Raw genomic sequence first — 20763 nt, 5'->3', positions numbered from 1 at the left:
TAGACGAAGTCGTTCAGGAGCTGCAGCGAGAGATGTGACTGAATGTAGGCGAAAATGGATGAGCGAATAGATGGCGAGGGAGCTTGCTCGCGATGGCCTGGCGACAGCTGACATCTATGCTGGATGTGCTGGCCTCATCGCGAGCAGGCTCGCTCCCACAGGGATTGTGGCGTTAGTGAGACATCACTTCACGGATATCCCGCGCCAATTCACGCACGCGCTCTTGCTCGGTGTCCCACGAGCACATGAAGCGTGCGCCGCCGTTGCCGATGAAGGTGTAGAAGCGCCAGCCCTTGGCGGTCAGCGCAGCGATGGCCGGCTCCGACAGCTGCAGGAACACGCCATTGGCCTGTACCGGGAACATCAGCTCCACGCCGGGGATGTCGCTGACCATTTCGGCCAGCAATTGCGCGCAGTGGTTGGCGTGGTTGGCGTATTTGAGCCAGGCGTCGTTTTCCAGGATCCCGACCCACGGCGCCGACAGGAAGCGCATTTTCGACGCCAACTGCCCGGCCTGCTTGCAGCGGTAATCGAAGTCTTCGGCCAGTTTGTGGTTGAAGAACAGAATCGCCTCGCCCACCGCCATGCCGTTTTTCGTGCCGCCAAAGCACAGCACGTCGACCCCGGCCTTCCAGGTCAGGTCGGCCGGGGTGCAGCCGAGGAATGCGCAGGCGTTGGAGAACCGTGCGCCGTCCATGTGCAGGTTCAAGCCAAGCTCTTTGCAGGTGGCGCTGATGGCGCGGATTTCGTCCGGGGTGTAGACGCTGCCGACTTCGGTGGCCTGGGTCAGGGTCACGACGCGGGGTTTCGGGTAGTGGATGTCCTGGCGCTTGAGCGCGACCTCGCGGATCGATTCCGGGGTCAGTTTGCCGTTTTCAGTGCGGGCGATCAGCAGTTTGGAGCCATTGGAGAAGAATTCCGGGGCGCCGCATTCGTCGGTTTCGACGTGGGCGGTTTCCGAGCAGATCACGCTGTGGTAACTCTGGCACAGCGACGACAGCGCCAGCGAGTTGGCGGCGGTGCCGTTGAAGGCAAAAAACACTTCGCAGTCGGTTTCGAACAGTTTGCGGAAACCGTCGGAGGCCCGGGCGGTCCACTCGTCGTCGCCGTATGCGCGCTGGTGGCCGTGGTTGGCCTGTTCCATGGCAGCCCAGGCTTCAGGGCAGATGCCGGAATAGTTGTCGCTGGCGAATTGTTGGCTCTTGTCGGTCATGGCCTGCTTCCGTGGTCGAGATGCCTATGGTGAAGCGTCCCGTGGTCAATGAGGGTGCGCACTGTACCCAAGATCGTCAGGTGGAGCGCACAGGATGTCGCTGTCGGGAAAATACACGGTCGAAGGGCAATTATGCACGTGACAACGCACAAGATCATGCACAAGGCCATGCACTTAAAGCAGCGGGACGGGGCACTGGATCTGCTCAAGTGGCTGGCGCTTTTGAGCATGGTGCTCGATCACCTGCGATATGTCGGTTATTCCGCCGATTTGCTGTATGTGCCGGGACGCCTGGCGTTTCCGTGGTTCTGCCTGGCGATGGCGGCCAATCTGGCGCGCGTGCGGACTGCGACGACCGGTGGCCAGTGGCGCTATCTGGGGTGGTTGCTGCTGTTTAGCGCGATGAGTGAAATTCCTTACCGAATGTTCATTCCCGATCCCGACACCTTGAATGTGCTGCCCACCCTTGCCCTGGGCTTGCTGGTGGTTCGTGGCTGGCAGCAGCCGGTGCTTGCATCGCGACTGCTGGCCGTCGGCGCGGTACTGCTGGCAGGGTTTTTCTCCCAGCGATTGATGTTCGGGTTCTTTGGCGTGCTGTTGCCGCTGGCGATGCTGCTGGTACTGCAACGGCCCTGGTACTTCGCGCTGTTGGCGGGGTTGGTGTGCCTGGCGGGCAATCAGTGGCAGGTGCTGTATTACTCTGTTCGATTGGGCAATCACGTGGCGATGGCGGCAGTCGCCACTTGTCTGATTGCGCCATGGCTCGGAGTGTTCTTGTTGCGACATGCCCATGACGTAAAACCACCACCCATTCGACGTTGGGCGTATGCGCTGTATCCCGTGCATTTCCTGCTGTTGCTCGCAGTGCGACAGGCCATCGGATGACCCTGTAGGAGCGAGCCTGCTCGCGATAGCGGCGGGTCAGCCGACATCAATGTTGAATGTGATGCCGCTATCGCGAGCAGGCTCGCTCCTACAGGGGATCTGCGCTGGATCGACGGTCGGGTTCGGCCAGCCATTTCCCGCCATGTCGTAAACGCACCTTTGCGTGGCGCCCGTAGGCATTTGACGACTCCAAGCCAGTCATACCATCGCTATCAAAGGGCACTGCCGAAAAACCAGTGCCTCACCGAGACGAATGGCGCACCGCCGCCGCTGGGAGAGACGCGATGTTCAGCAAGCAAGACCAGATCCAGGGTTACGACGATGCACTGCTGGCGGCGATGAATGCCGAGGAGCAACGTCAGGAAGATCACATCGAGCTGATCGCGTCGGAGAACTACACCAGCAAGCGCGTGATGCAAGCGCAAGGCAGCGGCCTGACCAACAAATACGCCGAAGGCTACCCGGGCAAGCGCTACTACGGTGGTTGCGAACACGTCGATAAGGTTGAAGCCCTGGCCATCGAGCGCGCCAAGCAACTGTTCGGCGCCGATTATGCCAACGTCCAGCCACACTCCGGTTCCTCGGCCAACAGCGCCGTGTACCTGGCCCTGCTGCAAGCCGGTGACACCATCCTCGGCATGAGCCTGGCCCACGGCGGTCACCTGACCCACGGCGCCAAGGTGTCGTCCTCGGGCAAGCTGTACAACGCCGTGCAGTACGGCATCGACACCAAAACCGGTCTGATCGATTACGACGAAGTCGAGCGCCTGGCCGTCGAGTGCAAGCCGAAGATGATCGTCGCCGGCTTCTCGGCCTACTCCAAGACCCTCGACTTCCCGCGCTTCCGTCAGATCGCCGACAAGGTTGGTGCACTGCTGTTCGTCGACATGGCCCACGTTGCCGGTCTGGTCGCTGCCGGCCTGTACCCGAACCCGCTGCCTTACGCCGATGTGGTCACCACCACTACCCACAAGACCCTGCGCGGTCCACGTGGCGGCCTGATCCTGGCCAAGGCCAACGAAGAAATCGAGAAGAAGCTCAACGCCGCGGTATTCCCCGGTGCCCAGGGCGGCCCGCTGATGCACGTGATCGCCGGTAAGGCGGTGTGCTTCAAGGAAGCGCTGGAACCAGGCTTCAAGGCTTATCAGCAGCAAGTGATCGACAATGCCCAGGCCATGGCCGGCGTGTTTATCAAACGCGGCTACGATGTAGTGTCCGGCGGTACCGACAACCACCTGTTCCTGGTCAGCCTGATCCGTCAGGGCCTCACCGGCAAAGAGGCGGATGCAGCACTCGGTCGCGCCCACATCACTGTGAACAAGAACGCTGTCCCGAACGATCCACAGTCGCCGTTCGTGACCTCCGGCCTGCGCATCGGCACCCCGGCGGTGACCACGCGCGGCTTCAAGGTGACCCAGTGCGTCACGCTGGCCGGCTGGATCTGCGACATCCTCGACAACCTCGGCGACGCCGATGTCGAGGCCAATGTCGCCGAGCAAGTGGCAGCCCTGTGCGCGGACTTCCCGGTTTATCGCTGAGTGCGGTTTTGGAGTAAATGACTATGCAACGCTACTCGGGCTTCGGCCTCTTCAAACACTCTCTCAGCCATCATGAAAACTGGCAGAAAATGTGGCGCACGCCGACCCCTAAAAAGGTCTACGACGTGGTCATCGTCGGCGGTGGCGGGCATGGTCTCGCCACGGCCTACTACCTGGCCAAGGAACACGGCATCACCAACGTGGCCGTGGTCGAGAAGGGCTGGCTGGGCGGCGGTAACACCGCGCGCAACACCACTATCGTTCGCTCCAACTACCTGTGGGACGAGTCGGCGCATCTGTACGAACACGCGATGAAACTGTGGGAAGGCCTGTCCCAGGACCTCAACTACAACGTGATGTTCTCCCAGCGCGGCGTCTACAACCTGTGCCACACCCTGCAGGACATCCGTGATTCCGAGCGTCGGGTCAGCGCCAACCGCCTCAACGGCGTCGACGGTGAGCTGCTCGATGCCAAGCAAGTGGCCGACGAGATCCCGTACCTCGACTGCTCCAAGAACACTCGCTACCCGGTGATGGGCGCCACTGTCCAGCGTCGCGGCGGCGTGGCCCGTCACGATGCCGTGGCCTGGGGCTTTGCCCGTGCCGCCGACGCCCTCGGCGTGGACTTGATCCAGCAGACCGAAGTGATCGGTTTCCGCAAGGAAAACGGCGTGTGCATCGGCGTTGAAACCAACAAGGGCTTCATCGGCGCCAAGCGCGTCGGCGTGGTGACTGCCGGTAACTCCGGGCACATGGCCAAGCTCGCCGGTTTCCGCCTGCCGATCGAATCCCACCCGCTGCAAGCGCTGGTGTCCGAGCCGATCAAGCCGATTATCGACAGCGTGATCATGTCCAACGCCGTGCACGGTTACATCAGCCAGTCCGACAAGGGCGACCTGGTGATCGGCGCCGGTATCGACGGCTACAACGGCTACGGCCAGCGTGGTTCGTACCCGGTGATCGAGCACACCATCCAGGCCATCGTCGAGATGTTCCCGGTGCTGTCGCGCGTACGCATGAATCGTCAGTGGGGCGGCATCGTCGACACCACGCCGGATGCCTGCCCGATCATTTCGAAAACCCCGGTACCGAACATGTTCTTCAACTGCGGTTGGGGCACCGGCGGCTTCAAGGCCACACCTGGCTCGGGCAACGTGTTTGCCGCGAGCCTGGCCAAGGGTGAAATGCACCCATTGGCCGCACCTTTCTCCATCGACCGTTTCCACAACGGTGCGTTGATCGATGAACACGGCGCTGCTGCGGTTGCCCACTAACAGGAGAAATCCCCATGTTGCATATCTTCTGTCCTCACTGCGGCGAACTGCGCTCCGAAGAGGAATTCCATGCATCCGGCCAGGCGCACATCCCGCGTCCACTGGATCCGAACACCTGCACCGACGAGGAGTGGGGCGACTACATGTTCTTCCGCGATAACCCGCGCGGTCTGCACCACGAGCTGTGGGATCACGTCGCCGGTTGCCGTCAGTACTTCAACGCCACCCGCGACACCGTGACCTACGAGATTCTCGAAACCTACAAGATCGGCACCAAGCCACAATTCACCGACAAGACCGATAGCCCGAAAGCGGCCAGCACGGCTCTGGGAGAGAAGGTATGAGCCAGATCAATCGCCTGTCCAACGGCGGACGGATCGACCGCAACAAAGTCTTGAGCTTCACCTTCAACGGCCAGAACTACAAAGGCTTCGAAGGCGATTCCCTGGCCGCTGCACTGCTGGCCAACGGCGTCGACATCATCGGTCGCAGCTTCAAGTATTCCCGTCCGCGCGGCATCTTCGCTGCGGGCGCTGAAGAGCCGAACGCGGTGCTGCAGATCGGCGCCACCGAAGCCACGCAGATCCCGAACGTGCGCGCCACGCAACAGGCGCTGTATCAAGGCCTGGTCGCCACCAGCACCAACGGCTGGCCGAGCGTGAACAACGACATGATGGGGATTCTCGGCAAGGTCGGCGGCAAGCTGATGCCACCGGGCTTCTACTACAAAACCTTCATGTACCCGCAATCGTTCTGGATGACTTACGAGAAGTACATCCGCAAAGCCGCCGGCCTTGGCCGCTCGCCGACCGAGAACGATCCGGACACCTACGACTACATGAACCAGCACTGCGACGTGCTGATCGTTGGCGCTGGCCCTGCTGGCCTGGCGGCAGCACTGGCGGCTGCGCGCAGCGGTGCCCGTGTGATCCTCGCCGATGAGCAGGAAGAGTTCGGCGGCAGCCTGCTCGATTCCCGCGAAAGCCTCGACGGCAAGCCTGCGACCGAGTGGGTCGCCAGCGTCATCGACGAGCTGAAGAACACCCCGGACGTGCTGCTGTTGCCGCGCGCCACCGTCAACGGCTACCACGACCACAACTTCCTGACCATTCACGAGCGCCTGACCGATCACCTCGGCGACCGCGCACCGATTGGCCAGGTGCGTCAGCGCATCCACCGGGTCCGCGCCACTCGCGTGGTGCTGGCGACCGGTGCTCACGAGCGTCCACTGGTCTACGGCAACAATGACGTGCCGGGCAACATGCTCGCCGGCGCCATCTCGACCTACGTGCGTCGTTACGGCGTGGCACCGGGCAAGAAGCTGGTGCTGTCGACCAACAACGACCACGCCTACCGCGTTGCCCTGGATTGGCTCGATGCCAGCCTGCAAGTGGTGGCCATCGCCGATGCCCGCAGCAACCCGCGTGGTGCGCTGGTGGAAGAAGCACGTGCCAAAGGTATCCGCATTCTCACCGGCAGCGCCGTGATCGAGGCCCGTGGCAGCAAGCGCGTGACCGCTGCCCGTGTGGCCGCCATCGATGTCAAAGCCCACACCGTGACCAGCCCTGGCGAATGGCTTGAATGCGACGTGGTGGCCAGCTCCGGTGGTTACAGCCCGGTGGTTCACCTGGCTTCGCACCTGGGTGGCAAGCCGATCTGGCGCGAAGACATCCTCGGTTTCGTACCGGGTGAAGCGCCGCAGAAACGCGTGTGTGTCGGTGGCATCAACGGCGTCTACGGCCTTGGCGATTCCCTGGCCGACGGTTTTGAAGGAGGCGCCCGCGCTGCCGCTGAAGCCGGGTTCCAGACCGTCGAAGGCGTACTGCCGAAAGCCCTGAGCCGTCTCGAAGAGCCGACTCTGGCGCTGTTCCAGGTGCCGCATGAAAAGAACACCGCACGGGCGCCGAAGCAATTCGTCGACCTGCAAAACGACGTCACCGCCGCCGCCATCGAACTGGCGACCCGTGAAGGCTTCGAGTCGGTCGAGCACGTCAAGCGCTACACCGCGCTGGGCTTCGGCACCGATCAGGGCAAACTCGGTAACGTCAACGGCCTGGCCATCGCTGCCCGCTCGCTGAACGTGACCATCCCGCAGATGGGCACCACCATGTTCCGTCCGAACTACACGCCGGTGACCTTTGGCGCCGTGGCCGGTCGTCACTGTGGGCACATCTTCGAGCCGGTACGCTACACCGCACTGCATCAGTGGCACCTGAAGAACGGCGCCGAGTTCGAAGACGTCGGCCAGTGGAAACGTCCGTGGTACTTCCCGAAATCCGGTGAAGACCTGCACGCTGCAGTGAAGCGTGAGTGCAAAGCCGTGCGCGACAGCGTCGGCCTGCTCGACGCTTCGACCCTGGGCAAGATCGATATCCAGGGCCCGGATGCGCGCGAGTTCCTCAACCGCGTCTACACCAACGCCTGGACCAAGCTCGACGTGGGCAAGGCGCGTTATGGCCTGATGTGCAAAGAAGACGGCATGGTGTTCGACGACGGCGTGACGGCTTGCCTGGCCGACAACCATTTCGTCATGACCACCACCACCGGCGGCGCCGCTCGTGTGCTGCAGTGGCTGGAGCTGTACCACCAGACTGAATGGCCGGACATGAAGGTGTACTTCACCTCCGTCACCGACCACTGGGCGACCATGACCCTGTCCGGGCCAAACAGCCGCAAGCTGCTCGCTGAAGTCACCGACATCGACCTGAGCAACGAAGCCTTCCCGTTCATGACCTGGAAAGAAGGTCTGGTCGGTGGTGTGCCGGCGCGGGTGTTCCGGATTTCGTTTACCGGTGAACTGTCGTACGAAGTCAACGTGCAAGCCGACTACGCCATGGGTGTGCTGGAAAAAATCGTCGACGCTGGCAAGAAGTACAACCTGACGCCATATGGCACCGAAACCATGCACGTGCTGCGGGCCGAGAAGGGCTTCATCATCGTCGGTCAGGACACTGACAGCTCGATGACCCCGGACGACCTGAACATGGGCTGGTGTGTCGGTCGCACCAAACCGTTCTCGTGGATCGGCTGGCGCGGCATGAACCGTGAAGATTGCGTGCGTGATCAGCGCAAGCAACTGGTTGGCCTCAAGCCGATCGATCCGAACAAATGGCTGCCGGAAGGCGCGCAGCTGGTGTTTAACACCAAGCAGGCGATCCCGATGACCATGGTTGGTCACGTGACCTCCAGTTACCTGCACAACTCCCTGGGCTATTCGTTCGCTATGGGCGTGGTCAAGGGCGGTCTGAACCGCATGGGCGAGCGCGTGTTCGCACCGCTGGCGGATGGCAGCGTGATCGAGGCGGAAATCGTTTCTTCGGTGTTCTTCGATCCGAAGGGCGAACGCCAGAACGTTTGATTGCCAGGTGTGGTGATCCCCTGTAGGAGCTGGCTTGCCAGCGAAGGCGTCAGTCCGGACACCGAGTCGTCTGGATCGTCGGAATGCCGCCCGCAGCAAGCCGGCTCCTACAGGGTCAGAAACCACACTCTTTAACAGAATTCAGGAAAGGTGCTTTATGACCGCAGCCAATGTTTACCAACAACGCCCAACCTCCGGGGCCAAGGCCGAGTCGTCGCTGCATCACGCCGACCTCGCCAGCCTAGTGGGCAAGGGTCGCAAGAACGCCGGCGTGACCGTGCGTGAGAAAAAACTCCTCGGCCACTTGACCATTCGTGGCGATGGCCACGATGCCGCGTTTGCCGCGGGCGTGCACAAGGCCCTTGGCATCGAGTTGCCGGGCGCGCTGAGCGTCATCGTCAAAGGCGAAACCAGCCTGCAATGGATGGGGCCGGATGAGTGGCTGCTGATCGTGCCGACCGGCGAAGAATTGGCCGCCGAGCAAAAGCTCCGCAAAGCGCTTGGCGATCTGCACATTGCAATCGTCAACGTCAGCGGTGGCCAGCAAGTCCTCGAACTGAGCGGCCCGAACGTGCGCCAGGTGCTGATGAAGTCCACCAGCTACGACGTGCACCCGAACAACTTCCCGGTAGGCAAAGCTGTCGGCACGGTGTTCGCCAAGTCGCAACTGATGATCCGTCACACCGCTGAGGACACTTGGGAACTGTTGATTCGTCGCAGCTTCTCGGATTACTGGTGGCTGTGGTTGCAGGATGCTTCTGCCGAGTACGGGCTGAGCGTTCAGGCTTGAGATTGCTTTCGCAGGCAAGCCAGCTCCTACAATTGACCGCGGTCCCTGTAGGAGCTGGCTTGCCAGCGATCAACCGCGAAGCGGTTGCCAATAAACGAACAGGAGTCACCGTACCATGAGCCGCGCCCCAGACACATGGATTCTGACCGCCGACTGCCCCAGCGTGCTCGGCACCGTGGACGCGGTGACCCGCTTTCTGTTCGAGCAGGGCTGCTACGTCACCGAGCACCATTCGTTCGATGACCGGCTCTCGGGCCGTTTCTTCATTCGTGTGGAATTTCGCCAACCCGATGGTTTCGACGAGCAGTCCTTCCGCGCGGGCCTGGCCGAGCGCGGTGAAGCCTTCGGCATGATCTTCGAACTGGTCGCGCCGAACTATCGGCCGAAAGTGGTGATCATGGTTTCCAAGGCCGATCACTGCCTCAATGACTTGCTCTATCGCCAACGCATCGGCCAGTTGTCGATGGACGTCGCTGCCGTGGTCTCCAACCACCCGGACCTCAAGCCGCTGGCCGACTGGCACCAGATTCCGTACTACCACTTCCCGCTGGATCCGAACGACAAGCCGTCCCAAGAGCGTCAGGTGTGGCAGGTCATCGAAGAGTCCGGCGCCGAACTGGTGATCCTTGCACGCTACATGCAAGTGCTGTCGCCGGAGTTGTGCCGCAAGCTCGATGGCAAGGCGATCAACATTCACCACTCCCTGCTGCCCGGGTTCAAGGGCGCCAAGCCCTATCACCAGGCCTACAACAAGGGCGTGAAACTGGTGGGCGCCACGGCGCATTACATCAACAACGACCTCGATGAAGGTCCGATCATTGCCCAGGGTGTGGAGGCAGTGGACCACAGCCATTATCCGGAAGATTTGATCGCCAAGGGGCGGGATATCGAAGGGCTGACGCTGGCCCGGGCGGTGGGCTATCACATTGAAAGAAGAGTGTTTTTGAACGCGAACAGGACGGTTGTTCTCTAGCGTTTTTTACTGCCTGAAAAGATCGCAGCCTTCGGCAGCTCCTACAGGGGTATGTGATCAATGTAGGAGCTGCCGAAGGCTGCGATCTTTTGAATTCCCGAGCACTTAACGCGCTGCCTGCCTGGGCAACGCGGTTCCATAAAAACAACAGCGAGGTGAAAGCATGTCTGGCAATCGTGGTGTGGTGTATCTCGGCGCTGGCAAGGTCGAAGTGCAGAGTATTGACTATCCGAAAATGCAGGACCCGCGCGGCAGGAAGATTGAACACGCTGTCATCCTGCGTGTGGTGTCCACCAACATCTGTGGTTCCGACCAGCACATGGTGCGCGGGCGTACCACGGCGCAAACCGGCCTGGTGCTGGGCCATGAGATCACCGGTGAAGTGATCGAGAAGGGCAGCGACGTCGAGAACCTGAATATCGGCGACCTGGTGTCCGTACCGTTCAACGTGGCTTGCGGGCGCTGCCGCTCCTGCAAAGAAATGCACACCGGCGTGTGCCTGAGCGTCAACCCGGCGCGTCCCGGTGGCGCTTATGGTTATGTCGACATGGGCGACTGGACCGGTGGCCAGGCCGAATACGCCATGGTGCCGTACGCCGATTTCAACCTGCTGAAACTGCCGGATCGCGACCGGGCCATGGAAAAAATCCGCGACCTGACCTGCCTTTCCGACATCCTGCCGACCGGCTATCACGGTGCCGTGACCGCTGGCGTCGGCCCGGGCAGCACCGTATACATCGCCGGTGCCGGTCCGGTCGGCCTGGCGGCGGCCGCATCCGCTCGCCTGTTGGGTGCGGCGGTGGTGATCATCGGCGACGTCAACACCGTGCGCCTGGCTCACGCCAAGGCCCAGGGCTTCGAAATCGCCGACCTGTCCCTGGACACGCCGCTGCACGAGCAGATCGCCGCACTGCTCGGCGAACCGGAAGTGGATTGCGCCATCGACGCTGTAGGCTTCGAAGCCCGTGGCCATGGCCATGACGGCGTGAAACACGAAGCCCCGGCCACCGTACTCAACTCGCTGATGGGCGTGGTGCGTGTGGCAGGCAAGATCGGCATCCCCGGCCTCTACGTGACCGAAGACCCGGGTGCTGTCGATGCTGCCGCGAAAATGGGCAGCCTGAGCATCCGCTTCGGTCTGGGCTGGGCCAAGTCCCACAGCTTCCATACCGGCCAGACCCCGGTGATGAAGTACAACCGCGCGCTCATGCAAGCGATCATGTGGGACCGCATCAACATCGCCGAAGTGGTAGGCGTTCAGGTGATCAGCCTGGATCAGGCTCCGCAGGGTTATGGCGAGTTCGATGCCGGCGTACCGAAGAAGTTTGTGATCGATCCGCACAAGATGTTCAGCGCGGCCTAAGGCCGTCGGGTTAAAAAAAGGGCGACCGAGGTCGCCCTTTTTTTTGTTCAATGGCCTGTCGGTGGCATGGTCAGGACTCTGTAGTTGAACTCACATTCCTTTTCCACCCGTGAATCGCAGTGTTCAACGGACTTGGCTTTGTTGGAAGCTCCGGCCTTTTCTTTAATGGGTTGCGCCTCCCATTTTGTGCCCTTGACGGGGGCCCACTCTCTGAAGGAGTACAACGTCATCCTGGCAAACGCATACCAGTCGTCACCCTCGTAATCACACGAAACTACATCCGTATTACCTTCGGAACTGACGGTCCGGTAGAGCGCTCCGGTGAATACGAAGGTTTTAAGATCTCCCTCGCTGGCATAGGGGTTTTCGCCTACCCAGACGCGGCCGTTCGGACCGGGGGCGGTATAGCTGTAGCCTTGTTCCTCCTGTTTTTGTTTGATGCTTGCAGCTGACGGACACATAGTGGTTGCCGCCAAGGCGTTGGCTGTGAATACTGACAGTAGTACGGCACTTGCCGCGAGTGTTTTACGTATCATGATGTACTCCTTTACATGGGTTTGAGCCATCATGTTGGGGGAGGTGGACTGCGGCAGGTACTATCAGTATTGATAGGTTGCGTTGACGCCTTATTCATCGCGCGACATCCAGGGATTCACGTTTCTTATACGTGACCGGGGTAAAAGTGGATGCGCGGCAAGGAACATGATTGAGGATGCCTGGTCAAACCGGCAGTTTTACCGCCGGTTTTCGGATGGTTTCATGGCACAAGAGGATGTCTGGATGAAGATTTCACGCGGCATTGCATTGGCTTCGCTGTTGGCACTGTCCGCCAGTCCGGCCTTTGCACAGTTCAGCCTGAACGATGCGGCCAATGCGATTTCGGGCATCAAGGGCGGTGACGTGGCAGCGACTGCCGCACCCACACCGCAGACAGCCGACTTGCTGAGCACGCTCACTCAATTGAACATCACCCCACAGCAAGCCATCGGCGGTGCCGGGGCGATGCTGGGGCTGGCGAAGAACCAGTTAAGTTCGACCGACTACTCGGAACTGGCCAAAAGCGTGCCAGGCATCGACATGCTCTCGGGCGGCGGCGAGTTGGGTGCGCTGGCCGGTCTGCTCGGCTCCAGCGGCAAAGCGGCAGGGCTGGACAATGCCCTGGGTAACGTCAAGGACACCAACGACCTGAACAACGCCTTCAGCGCCCTGGGCATGGACAGCGGCATGATCGGCCTGTTTACCCCGGTGCTCCTGCAGTACCTCGGTCAGCAGGGCGTCGGCGGTACGCTGCTGAGCAGCCTGGGCAGCATCTGGGGCACCGGTAGCTGATTCAGCGGTGCCCGGCGCGCAAGGCGTCGATGCGCTGATCCTTCTCGATCCAGAGCTGGTTGACCCAGTTCTGGACCTTCTCGCGAAACAGCGGATCGTTTTCGTAGTCGCCCTGCCACAGCGCCGGGTCGAGATCGCGGGTTCGGATATCGATGATGACCCTTGGCACATCGCCGCTGATCAAGTCCCAGAACCCCGGAATCTTCTGCTGCGGGTAAACCACCGTCACATCGAGAATCGCATCCAGCTGTTCGCCCATTGCCGCCAGTACAAACGCCACGCCGCCAGCCTTTGGCTTGAGCAGGTAGTTGAACGGTGATTGCTGTTGAGCGCGTTTGGCCGACGTGAACCGCGTGCCTTCCAGATAATTGACCACGGTTACCGGTTGGCGCTTGAACAGCTCGCAGGCCTGTTTGGTGATCTCCAGATCCTTGCCCGCCAGTTCCGGGTGTTTGGCCAGGAATGCCTTGCTGTAGCGCTTCATGAACGGGTAATCCAGCGCCCACCACGCCAGGCCCAGGAAGGGCACCCAGATCAGTTCTTTCTTGAGGAAGAATTTGAAGAACGGTGTGCGTCGGTTCAGCGTCTGGATCAGCGCCGGGATGTCGACCCAGGATTGATGGTTGCTGATCACCAGGTACGAGGTATCACGGCGCAGATCGTCACCGCCGCGGATGTCCCATTGGGTGGGGATGTACAGGCGGAAAATCAGCTTGTCGATCTCGGACCAGGTCTCGGCGATCCACATCACCACCCATGAGGCGTAATCGCGAAAACGGCCAGGCAGGACCAGCTTGAGCAGGGCAAACACCAGCAGTGGCCCGATCAGGACCAGGGTGTTGAGCACAAGCAGCAGGGTCACGAAACAGCCGGTGAGCAGGCGGCGCATAAGTCACTCGTGGAGGCGGTTGGGCGCGCCATGATAAGCAGCTTCGGGCGGCAGGCCAAATCGGTGCTGACGAATGTTTCACTTTCGGGTCGGTAACGTTGTGGGAACGATCAAGCGAACGACGGTCTAAAATCCGACTGCTCACTCTCATGGAAACCCATTACGTGAAATCCCTCCTTGCAGTGCTCTCCCTCATCGCCCTGCCGGTCATGGCCGTCGAGCCGACCCTGTACGGGCGTTACGAATACATTGCCCTGCCGGAAATCGGCGGGCAGGTTCTCAAGGCCAAAATGGACACCGGCGCCCTGACCGCGTCGCTGTCGGCCAAGGACATCGAAACCTTCAAGCGTGACGGTGAAGACTGGGTGCGTTTCCGCCTCGGCACCAAGGACGCGAGCAACCAGGTCTACGAACACAAGATAGCGCGCATCAGCAAGATCAAGACCCGTTCCGAAGAGGACGAAGAGGACCGCGAAGTCGTCGCGCCAACCAAGCGTCCGGTGGTCGATCTGGAACTGTGTCTGGGCAACGTCAAGCGCACCGTGGAGGTCAACCTCACCGACCGCAGCAGCTTCAACTACCCGTTGCTGATTGGCGCCAAGGCGTTGCGTGAGTTCGGGGCGGCGGTGAATCCGGCTCGGCGGTTTACGGCCGACAAGCCGGATTGCTGATCTTTTGCAGGCTTAAACCTTCGGCATCGTCGCAATCATCGAAGGCCGCTGGCTCACCTCGAAATACCACGCCGCCAGTTGCGGATTCGCCGTGCGCCAGTCCAGATCCGGATGGCGCAAATCCAGGTAACCCAGTGCACAGGCCACGCTGATCGCGGCCACGTCGAAGTGGCAGGTCAGCTCGGCAATCGCGTCCTTTTCCAGCAATGCCAGGGCGCGGCGGATTTTGTCGCGCTGGCCGTCGAGCCATTCGTCCCAGTGTTTCTCCGGGGCGCGCAGGGCGACTTCGTAGCGCACCAGCACGGCCGCGTCCATGATCCCGTCGGCAAGGGACGCGAGGGTCAGGCGCCGCCAGCGGGCCGAGCCTTCGCGGGGGATCAGCGGGTTGCCGACGTGCTGCTGATCGAGGTAATCGAGGATGACCCGGCTGTCATGGATGATGTTGCCATTGGCCAGGCGCAGCGCCGGGATCTTACCCAGGGGATTATCTTCGATCAGCGTGAGGTCCGGGTTGACCGGGGTGAGTACGCTGGTCTGCAACGCCACGCGGTCCTGTTGACCGGTTTCGTGCAGCAGCACCATGACTTTTCGAACGAAGGGAGAGAGCGGGTTGTGGTACAGGGTCATGCTCGGGGCGGACATGGCAGCGTCTCGATCGGTGGCAGTGTCGGGCAGCATAGCGCGTTGGAGCGATAGCTCAAGATGGCAAACACCCTTGTAGGAGCGGCGTTGCAGGAGGCCGCGCAGGGCAAGTGCTGCGGGGATGCCCAAACCCAACCAGCTCAACGAATCCCAAACACCATCCCCGAGCAACGCGGCAAACAACCCTGCCGCGCTGAGCACTGCGATGACGGTCGGAATGGCAAACACTTTCCAGAAGTTCGACTGCCGGGGCTTCATGCCACGCTCTCCGCTTTTTCCGCCACGGGTTTTACAGCCTTGCGCCGCACCACCCACAGATAAACACCGCTGCCGAGCACGATGATGGTCAGCACATCCAGGGTCGCCCAGAGGATCTTCATCGGCATGCCTCCGTAGTCGCCGAAGTGCAGTGGCTGCGACATGCCCATGGCGTCCATGTACCACGGTCGTTCGGCCACGGCAGTGACTTGCAGGGTGCTGGCGTCGATCAGTACCGGCGTCAGCAGGTGCGAGGTCAGGTGCGTGCTGCCTTTCATGAACACCGCGTAATGGTGCTCGCTGGAGAATTGCGTGCCGGGAAAGGCGATGAAGTCCGGCTGCATGCCCGGCGCAACGTCCCTGGCGATGTCGAGCAGATGGGTGGCCGGCGCCCGTTGCGTCAGCGGTGGCGCATCGCGGTACGGCGCGACCATCGCGCTCAGGCTGTCGTTGCGCCAGGCGGCAATGATCAGGTCGGCGCAGGCACTGATCACGCCCGTCACGCCGACCACCAGGGCCCAGGTCAACGTCACCACGCCGATCAGGTTATGCAGGTCGAGCCAGCGCAGGCGCGTGGATTTGTCCTGGCGCACGGTGGTGAATTTCAAGCGGCGCATGAACGGCAAATACAACACCGTGCCGGAAACGATCGCCACCACGAACAGAATCCCCATGAACGCCAGCAGCAATTTGCCCGGCAAACCGGCGAACATGTCCACGTGCAGGCGCAGCATGGTCAGCATGAAGCCGCCGTTGGCCGATGGCGTCTCCAGCGCTTCGCCGGTACGGGCGTCGAGCATGAAGGTGTGGGACGAGTTCGGCTCGGTGCCCGCGGTCGCGGCCATGATGGTCAGCACGGTGTTGGGCTCATCATCTTCGAAGCCAAAATACTGCAGGACTTCGTAGGGGCGATGTTGCTCGGCGGCCTGCACCAACTGCTGCAAATTCAGGTGCGGAGTGTCCGCCGGCATTTCCTTCACTTCAGGCGCATCGCCCAACAAGTGGTCAATCTCGTGGTGAAAGATCAACGGCAGGCCGGTCAGTGCCAGCAGCAAGAGGAACACCGTACAAATCAGGCTGGTCCAGGTATGAACAGCGGACCAGCGGCGAATTGTTTTACTTTTCATTTCTTGGCCTTCAGAAAAACCAAAGCCGTCCACGAAGGACGGCCTGATCATTGGGCGTGTCAGCTCAACGCGTTACCACTTGTAGGTTGCACTGGCGACGACACTGCGCTGGTCGCCGTAGTAGCAGTAGAAGCTGTCGCAAGTCGAGATGTAGTCCTTGTCGAACAGGTTGGTTGCGTTAACGGCCAGCGAAGCGCCTTTGAGGCTGTTGTCCAGGCGACCGAGGTCGTAGTGAACCACCGCGTCGAACACCGTGTAAGCACCGGCTTTGCCCAGCCAGGTGTTGGCCTGATCGCCATAGGTATTGCCGGTATAGCGCGCGCCAGCGCCGATGCCGAAGCCATCCAGCACGCCGTTGTGCCAGGTGTAGTCGCCCCACACCGATGCTTGCTGGTTAGGCATCAGTTGCAGGCGGTTGCCCTTGTAAATGCCCTCTTGCACTTCGGATTTGGCCAGGGTGTAAGCAGCCGTGACCTTGAGGTTTTCGGTCACGTCGGAAACGGCTTCCAGCTCCAGGCCTTTGACTTTCACTTCGCCGGTCTGGCTGGTGACCGTCACGTTGCCCACGTTGTTGGTGACGGAAACGTTTTTCTGGGTCAGGTCATACACAGCAGCGGTCAGCAGGGTGTTGCTGCCCGGTGGCTGGTACTTGATCCCCAGTTCCCATTGCTTGCCTTCGGTCGGCATGAACGACTCGGTCGGTGAGGCGACGGCATTGCTGGTCGGCTGGAACGACTCGGCGTAGGACAGGTATGGCACGAAGCCCGAGTCGAACACGTAGCTGATTGCCGCATTGCCGCTGAAGTTCTTGTCGCGCTCGGTGTTGGTGACATTGCCCTTGTTGAAGAATTTGGTACCGGTGTGGACCCAGTCTTCACGGCCGCCGAGGGTCAGGCGCCATTGGTCGAGGGCCATCTGGTCCTGGATGTACAGGCCGGTCTGCTGGGTCTTCTGCTCGTAGTCGTAGAACGCCGTGGAGCGTGGCGGACGGGTGATCGGCAAGCCATAGACCGGGTCGTTGACGTTGATGCCCGGCGCGGTGCCGAAGATTGAGAGGTAGTTGGTAGTGTTGCGCTGGTGGTCCAGACCGATCAGCAAGGTGTGACTGACGTCGCCGGTGACGAAGTCGCCCTGGAAGTTGTTGTCCACGGCGAATTGGGCGATGTCTTCGTCGACGTTGGTGGTGCCACGTCCGGTGTTGCCTTGATCGTCGACGACAAAGCCGAGGTTGGCAAAGTCAGGGTTGTAGCTGTTGACAGTCACGGCCTGGAACGACAGCTCCGACCTGGTGTGGCGCAGGTTCTGCCGGAACTGCCAGACATCGTTCAGGCGATGTTCGAAGGCATAACCCAGTGCGTAGTAGGTGCGGTCGTAGAAGTCGTAGTTCGGATCACCCAGGTTCTTGTGGTGGGAGATCTCGCCGAATGGCATGTCGATCTTGGTGCCCTGGATCGGATAGAACTGACTGGTGATACCGGTATCGTCACGGGTGAACTGCGTGAGCAGGGTGAACCTGGTGTCTTCGTCGATGTTCCAGGTCAGGCTCGGCGCAATGTTGTAGCGCTTGTCATCGATGTGGTCGATAGGCGTGCCGCCGTCGCGCAGCACGCCGCTGAGGCTGTACAGGAGCTGGCCTTCGTCGTCGATCTTGCCGGTGCTGGCGAAGTTGATCTGGCGATGGTTGTCGCTGCCGTACTGCAACTGGATCTCGCTGCTGGCTTCAGCGCTTGGGCGACGGCTGACCATGTCCAGCAGGCCGCCCGGCGGGGTCTGGCCGTATACGGACGAGGCCGGGCCACGCAGCAGTGCCAGGCGGTCGAGGTTCCAGGTTTCCTGTTTCGGGTTGGCGTACACACCTTTTGGCAGTGGCAGGCCGTCGAGGAATTGAGTCGGTTCGAAACCACGCACGCGCAACCAGTCGGAGCGGGTGTCGCTGCCGAAGCTGCTGGCGGTGATGCCCGGCAAGTAGCGCACGGCATCATCGAGGGTGTGCACGTTGCGGTCGTCCATCTGCTCACGAGTGACGACCGAAATCGAACGCGGTGCTTCGACCAGCGCGGTGTCAGTCTTGGTGCCGGCGGCGGTGCGCTTGGCCAGGTAGCCCTGTGCCGGGCCCCAGGCGCTTTCAGTGTCTTGCACACCGATCACGCTGGTTGCCGGCAGGTCCATCACGCCCTCGGGCACGGCCACCAGGCTGTAGGTGCCCGCACTGCTCAGCTCCAGTTGCAGGCCAGTGCCACGCAGGGCTTCGCGCAACGCGCCGGCTGCGTCGAACTGGCCTTTGACCGGCGCCGAGGTCTTGCCCGCCGCCAGGGATGGGGTCAACGACAGGGCCAACCCGGCCTGGCTGGCGATCTGGTTCAGGGTGCTGGCCAACGGTGCGGTTGGCAGGTTGTAGGTGCGGACGCTGGACACCTGTTCAGCGGCGACCAGTTGGCTGCCGGCCAAAGGGGTGCAAAGGGCAATGGCGACCGCCAGCAAACTGCGGCGCAACAGGGAGTCTAGCGAACGAGGCATACAGCGGCTCCTGAATGGAAATATTTCTCAATTGCCTGTGTGCCGAACGAAAATCAAAAAGTGATAGGGCTGGATGAAAATAATTTCGATTCAGTATTCGCTTTTGTAGGAGCTGGCTTGCCAGCGATGCACTCAAAGGCACCGCGGCGATCCAGTAGATACGCGTTATCGTTGACGACATTCGCTGCGATGCGGCGACCCGACAAGCCAGCTCCTACAGACGAGGGTGCCTATGCTCGCTCAGGGCTTGGGATCAGCCTTGGCCACGACCTTCACCCACCATTGCGTGTGCTGTTCGATCTGCACCGGCAGGGTCGGCAGCAGGGCATTGAGCGCCAGGTCGGTGTCGCGCAGCGGGAAGCTGCCGGTGATGCGCAGGTCGGCCACTTCCGGCGCGACGCCGACGTAACCGGTTCGATAGCGACCGATTTCATGCACCAGATCTTCCAGTCGCGTGTTGTCCACCACCAGCATGCCGCGGGTCCAGGCATCCGCGCCGAGGTTGACGGCCAGCACCGGACCCAGACCGTTGTTGCGGATCAGTACCTGCTGGCCTTCGTGCAGAATCTGTTCGGCCGGGTTGGACTCAGGGTGAACCGCCACCGCCGACTGCAACACACTCAGGCGCGTGCCTTGTTCTTCGCGCTTGACCAGAAACCGCGTACCCAGCGCGCGCATGCTGCCTTCACGGGTTTCGACGATGAACGGCCGCGGATCGCCATGGCCGGTTTCCACCAGGATTTCGCCCTCCTGAAGCACGATGCGCCGCTGCTTTTCATCGAAACGCAGATCCAGCGCGCTGTGGGTATTGAGATTGATCAGCGTGCCGTCAGCCAGACGCAGGGTGCGCTGCTCGCCAACGGCGGTGCGCTGGTCGGCCAGCCAATAGTCGATCGGCAGGTAACGATCCCCGGCGAACAGGGCCAGGCCGATCACTGCAACGATACTGGCGACACTGTTGCCAAGCTTGCGCACTCGCCGGCGAATGCCTTCGCGTGATTGCAGCAAGGCAGTGCGGGCCGGGCCGCTGGCCACGCCGAAACGCTGGTCGAGCATGCCCAACTGGCGCCAGGCGCGGGCGTGCTCTTCGTGGGCCGCGTGCCACTTGGCGAACTCTTCGCGTTCTACCGGGTTGGCACAATCCATGGACAACTGCCAGGCAATCGCCGCGTCCAGCACGTTGGCCGATACCGGTTTGGAACTGAGCGGATTCACGTCGGCTCACCATATAGCGCGATGTAACACTGGCGAATGCCTTGGGCCAGGTACTGGCGCACCCGCGGCACCGACACCCCCAGGCGCTCGGCGATTTCTGCGTGGCCGAGGCCGTCGAGACGGTTGTAGAGGAACGCTGCCCGGGCCTTGCTGGAAAGCTTGCCGAGCAATCGGTCGATGTTTTTCAGGTCTTCGAGGATCATTTGCTGTTCTTGCGCCGACGGTTGTTCGGCTTCGGGAACCAGCATCAACTCGGTGAGGTAAGCCTGTTCCAGCGCGGCGCGGCGGAAATAATCGAACAGCAGGCCCTTGGCGATCGCCACCAGGAATGCCCGGGGTTCGCCCGGGACCTTCAGTTCCTCGCGGCCCAGCAAGCGCACGAACGTGTCCTGGCTCAGGTCCTCGGCCCGCTGCGGGCAGGCGACGTTGCGTCGAAGCCAGGCCAAAAGCCAACCGCGATGGTCGCGATATAACGCACCGACGAGCTCACTTTGAGGGCTTGGGACTGACGACACGCCGCACACCGATTGGGAAATATTAACTAACGAGAATTGTTCGCGATTGTGTCAGAAGCGAGGGAGGTAAGCAATTGGCGTTGGTCGGGTGGGAATTTGGTGACAGCCCCTGTAGGAGCGAGCTTGCTCGCGAAAAATCATCTGACACCTCGGTCTTGCCAGAAAAACGTGTCACCGTTGACGATTTTCGCGAGCAGGCTCGCTCC

General features: G+C 61.3%; 18 protein-coding genes. 10 read left to right on the top strand and 8 right to left on the bottom strand.

All coding sequences use genetic code 11. The features are described 5' to 3' along the window. Positions 1-172: 172 nt before the first annotated feature. Entirely contained in the window at positions 173-1213 is a 1041-nt protein-coding gene (locus AC1DWG_RS20870; RefSeq protein ID WP_477762877.1) for a threonine aldolase family protein, read from the bottom strand. Between the two features lie 132 nt (positions 1214-1345). On the opposite strand from AC1DWG_RS20870, the gene AC1DWG_RS20865 reads away from it, so the two are divergent. The 8 genes from AC1DWG_RS20865 (at position 1346) to fdhA (ending at position 11394) form a co-directional block, all read left to right on the top strand. Further along, on the top strand, positions 1346-2098 hold the full coding sequence (locus tag AC1DWG_RS20865; RefSeq protein ID WP_477788290.1) for a TraX family protein: 753 nt from the start codon (positions 1346-1348) through the stop codon (positions 2096-2098). A 284-nt stretch (positions 2099-2382) separates the two neighbouring features. Then, entirely contained in the window at positions 2383-3636 is a 1254-nt protein-coding gene (gene glyA / locus AC1DWG_RS20860) for a serine hydroxymethyltransferase (protein WP_130210172.1), read from the top strand. Positions 3637-3659: 23 nt separating this feature from the next. Further along, positions 3660-4910, top strand: coding sequence for a sarcosine oxidase subunit beta (locus AC1DWG_RS20855; RefSeq protein WP_007947735.1), 1251 nt, complete (start codon positions 3660-3662; stop codon positions 4908-4910). 14 nt (positions 4911-4924) lie between these two features. Then, positions 4925-5254 carry a sarcosine oxidase subunit delta gene (locus AC1DWG_RS20850; protein ID WP_223456827.1) on the top strand — a complete coding sequence of 110 codons (330 nt, stop codon included), beginning with the start codon at positions 4925-4927 and terminating at the stop codon, positions 5252-5254. After that, positions 5251-8268 (top strand): sarcosine oxidase subunit alpha, encoded by a 3018-nt coding sequence (locus AC1DWG_RS20845; RefSeq protein WP_477762875.1) that lies wholly within the window; start codon positions 5251-5253, stop codon positions 8266-8268. The genes AC1DWG_RS20850 and AC1DWG_RS20845 overlap by 4 nt, the downstream gene beginning before the upstream one ends. A 157-nt stretch (positions 8269-8425) precedes the next feature. After that, positions 8426-9058, top strand: coding sequence for a sarcosine oxidase subunit gamma (locus AC1DWG_RS20840; protein ID WP_150725144.1), 633 nt, complete (start codon positions 8426-8428; stop codon positions 9056-9058). 115 nt (positions 9059-9173) lie between these two features. After that, positions 9174-10031 carry a formyltetrahydrofolate deformylase gene (purU, locus tag AC1DWG_RS20835; protein ID WP_477753324.1) on the top strand — a complete coding sequence of 286 codons (858 nt, stop codon included), beginning with the start codon at positions 9174-9176 and terminating at the stop codon, positions 10029-10031. 163 nt (positions 10032-10194) lie between these two features. Beyond that, complete coding sequence (gene fdhA / locus AC1DWG_RS20830) at positions 10195-11394, top strand: formaldehyde dehydrogenase, glutathione-independent (RefSeq protein WP_477753040.1); 1200 nt, start codon at positions 10195-10197, stop codon at positions 11392-11394. A gap of 47 nt (positions 11395-11441) precedes the next feature. Here the strand turns inward: fdhA and AC1DWG_RS20825 are convergent, their stop codons facing one another. Beyond that, positions 11442-11930 carry a hypothetical protein gene (locus tag AC1DWG_RS20825; protein WP_477762874.1) on the bottom strand — a complete coding sequence of 163 codons (489 nt, stop codon included), beginning with the start codon at positions 11928-11930 and terminating at the stop codon, positions 11442-11444. A gap of 244 nt (positions 11931-12174) precedes the next feature. On the opposite strand from AC1DWG_RS20825, the gene AC1DWG_RS20820 reads away from it, so the two are divergent. Continuing rightward, positions 12175-12723 (top strand): DUF2780 domain-containing protein, encoded by a 549-nt coding sequence (locus tag AC1DWG_RS20820; RefSeq protein ID WP_477753038.1) that lies wholly within the window; start codon positions 12175-12177, stop codon positions 12721-12723. A gap of 1 nt (position 12724) precedes the next feature. Here the strand turns inward: AC1DWG_RS20820 and AC1DWG_RS20815 are convergent, their stop codons facing one another. Next, positions 12725-13612, bottom strand: a complete 888-nt coding sequence (locus tag AC1DWG_RS20815; protein WP_477762873.1) for an acyltransferase — start codon at positions 13610-13612, stop codon at positions 12725-12727. Positions 13613-13776: 164 nt separating this feature from the next. Here AC1DWG_RS20815 and rloA2 point away from each other — a divergent pair, with 164 nt between their 5' ends. Next, entirely contained in the window at positions 13777-14283 is a 507-nt protein-coding gene (gene rloA2, locus AC1DWG_RS20810; RefSeq protein ID WP_477788289.1) for a retropepsin-like aspartic peptidase RloA2, read from the top strand. A 12-nt stretch (positions 14284-14295) separates the two neighbouring features. Here rloA2 and AC1DWG_RS20805 read toward each other — a convergent pair whose 3' ends face one another. The 5 genes from AC1DWG_RS20805 to AC1DWG_RS20785 all read right to left on the bottom strand — a co-directional run bounded on the left by AC1DWG_RS20805 (position 14296) and on the right by AC1DWG_RS20785 (position 20557). Then, positions 14296-14925, bottom strand: coding sequence for a glutathione S-transferase (locus AC1DWG_RS20805; protein WP_477788302.1), 630 nt, complete (start codon positions 14923-14925; stop codon positions 14296-14298). 254 nt (positions 14926-15179) lie between these two features. Further along, complete coding sequence (locus AC1DWG_RS20800; protein ID WP_477788288.1) at positions 15180-16310, bottom strand: PepSY-associated TM helix domain-containing protein; 1131 nt, start codon at positions 16308-16310, stop codon at positions 15180-15182. A 72-nt stretch (positions 16311-16382) separates the two neighbouring features. Further along, positions 16383-18827: a TonB-dependent siderophore receptor gene (locus AC1DWG_RS20795; RefSeq protein WP_477762871.1), complete on the bottom strand. Its 2445-nt coding sequence runs from the start codon at positions 18825-18827 to the stop codon at positions 16383-16385. 240 nt (positions 18828-19067) lie between these two features. Beyond that, positions 19068-20042 (bottom strand): FecR domain-containing protein, encoded by a 975-nt coding sequence (locus tag AC1DWG_RS20790; protein WP_477762870.1) that lies wholly within the window; start codon positions 20040-20042, stop codon positions 19068-19070. Further along, positions 20039-20557, bottom strand: a complete 519-nt coding sequence (locus tag AC1DWG_RS20785; RefSeq protein ID WP_477753030.1) for an RNA polymerase sigma factor — start codon at positions 20555-20557, stop codon at positions 20039-20041. Before AC1DWG_RS20785 ends, AC1DWG_RS20790 begins: the two co-directional genes overlap by 4 nt. Between the last annotated feature and the right edge of the window lie 206 nt (positions 20558-20763).

The sequence above is a fragment of the Pseudomonas sp. P4_B3 genome (genome assembly GCF_056402295.1).
The sequence above is the reverse complement of the archived record's forward strand: the minus strand, read 5'-3'. Positions and strand labels throughout refer to the sequence as shown.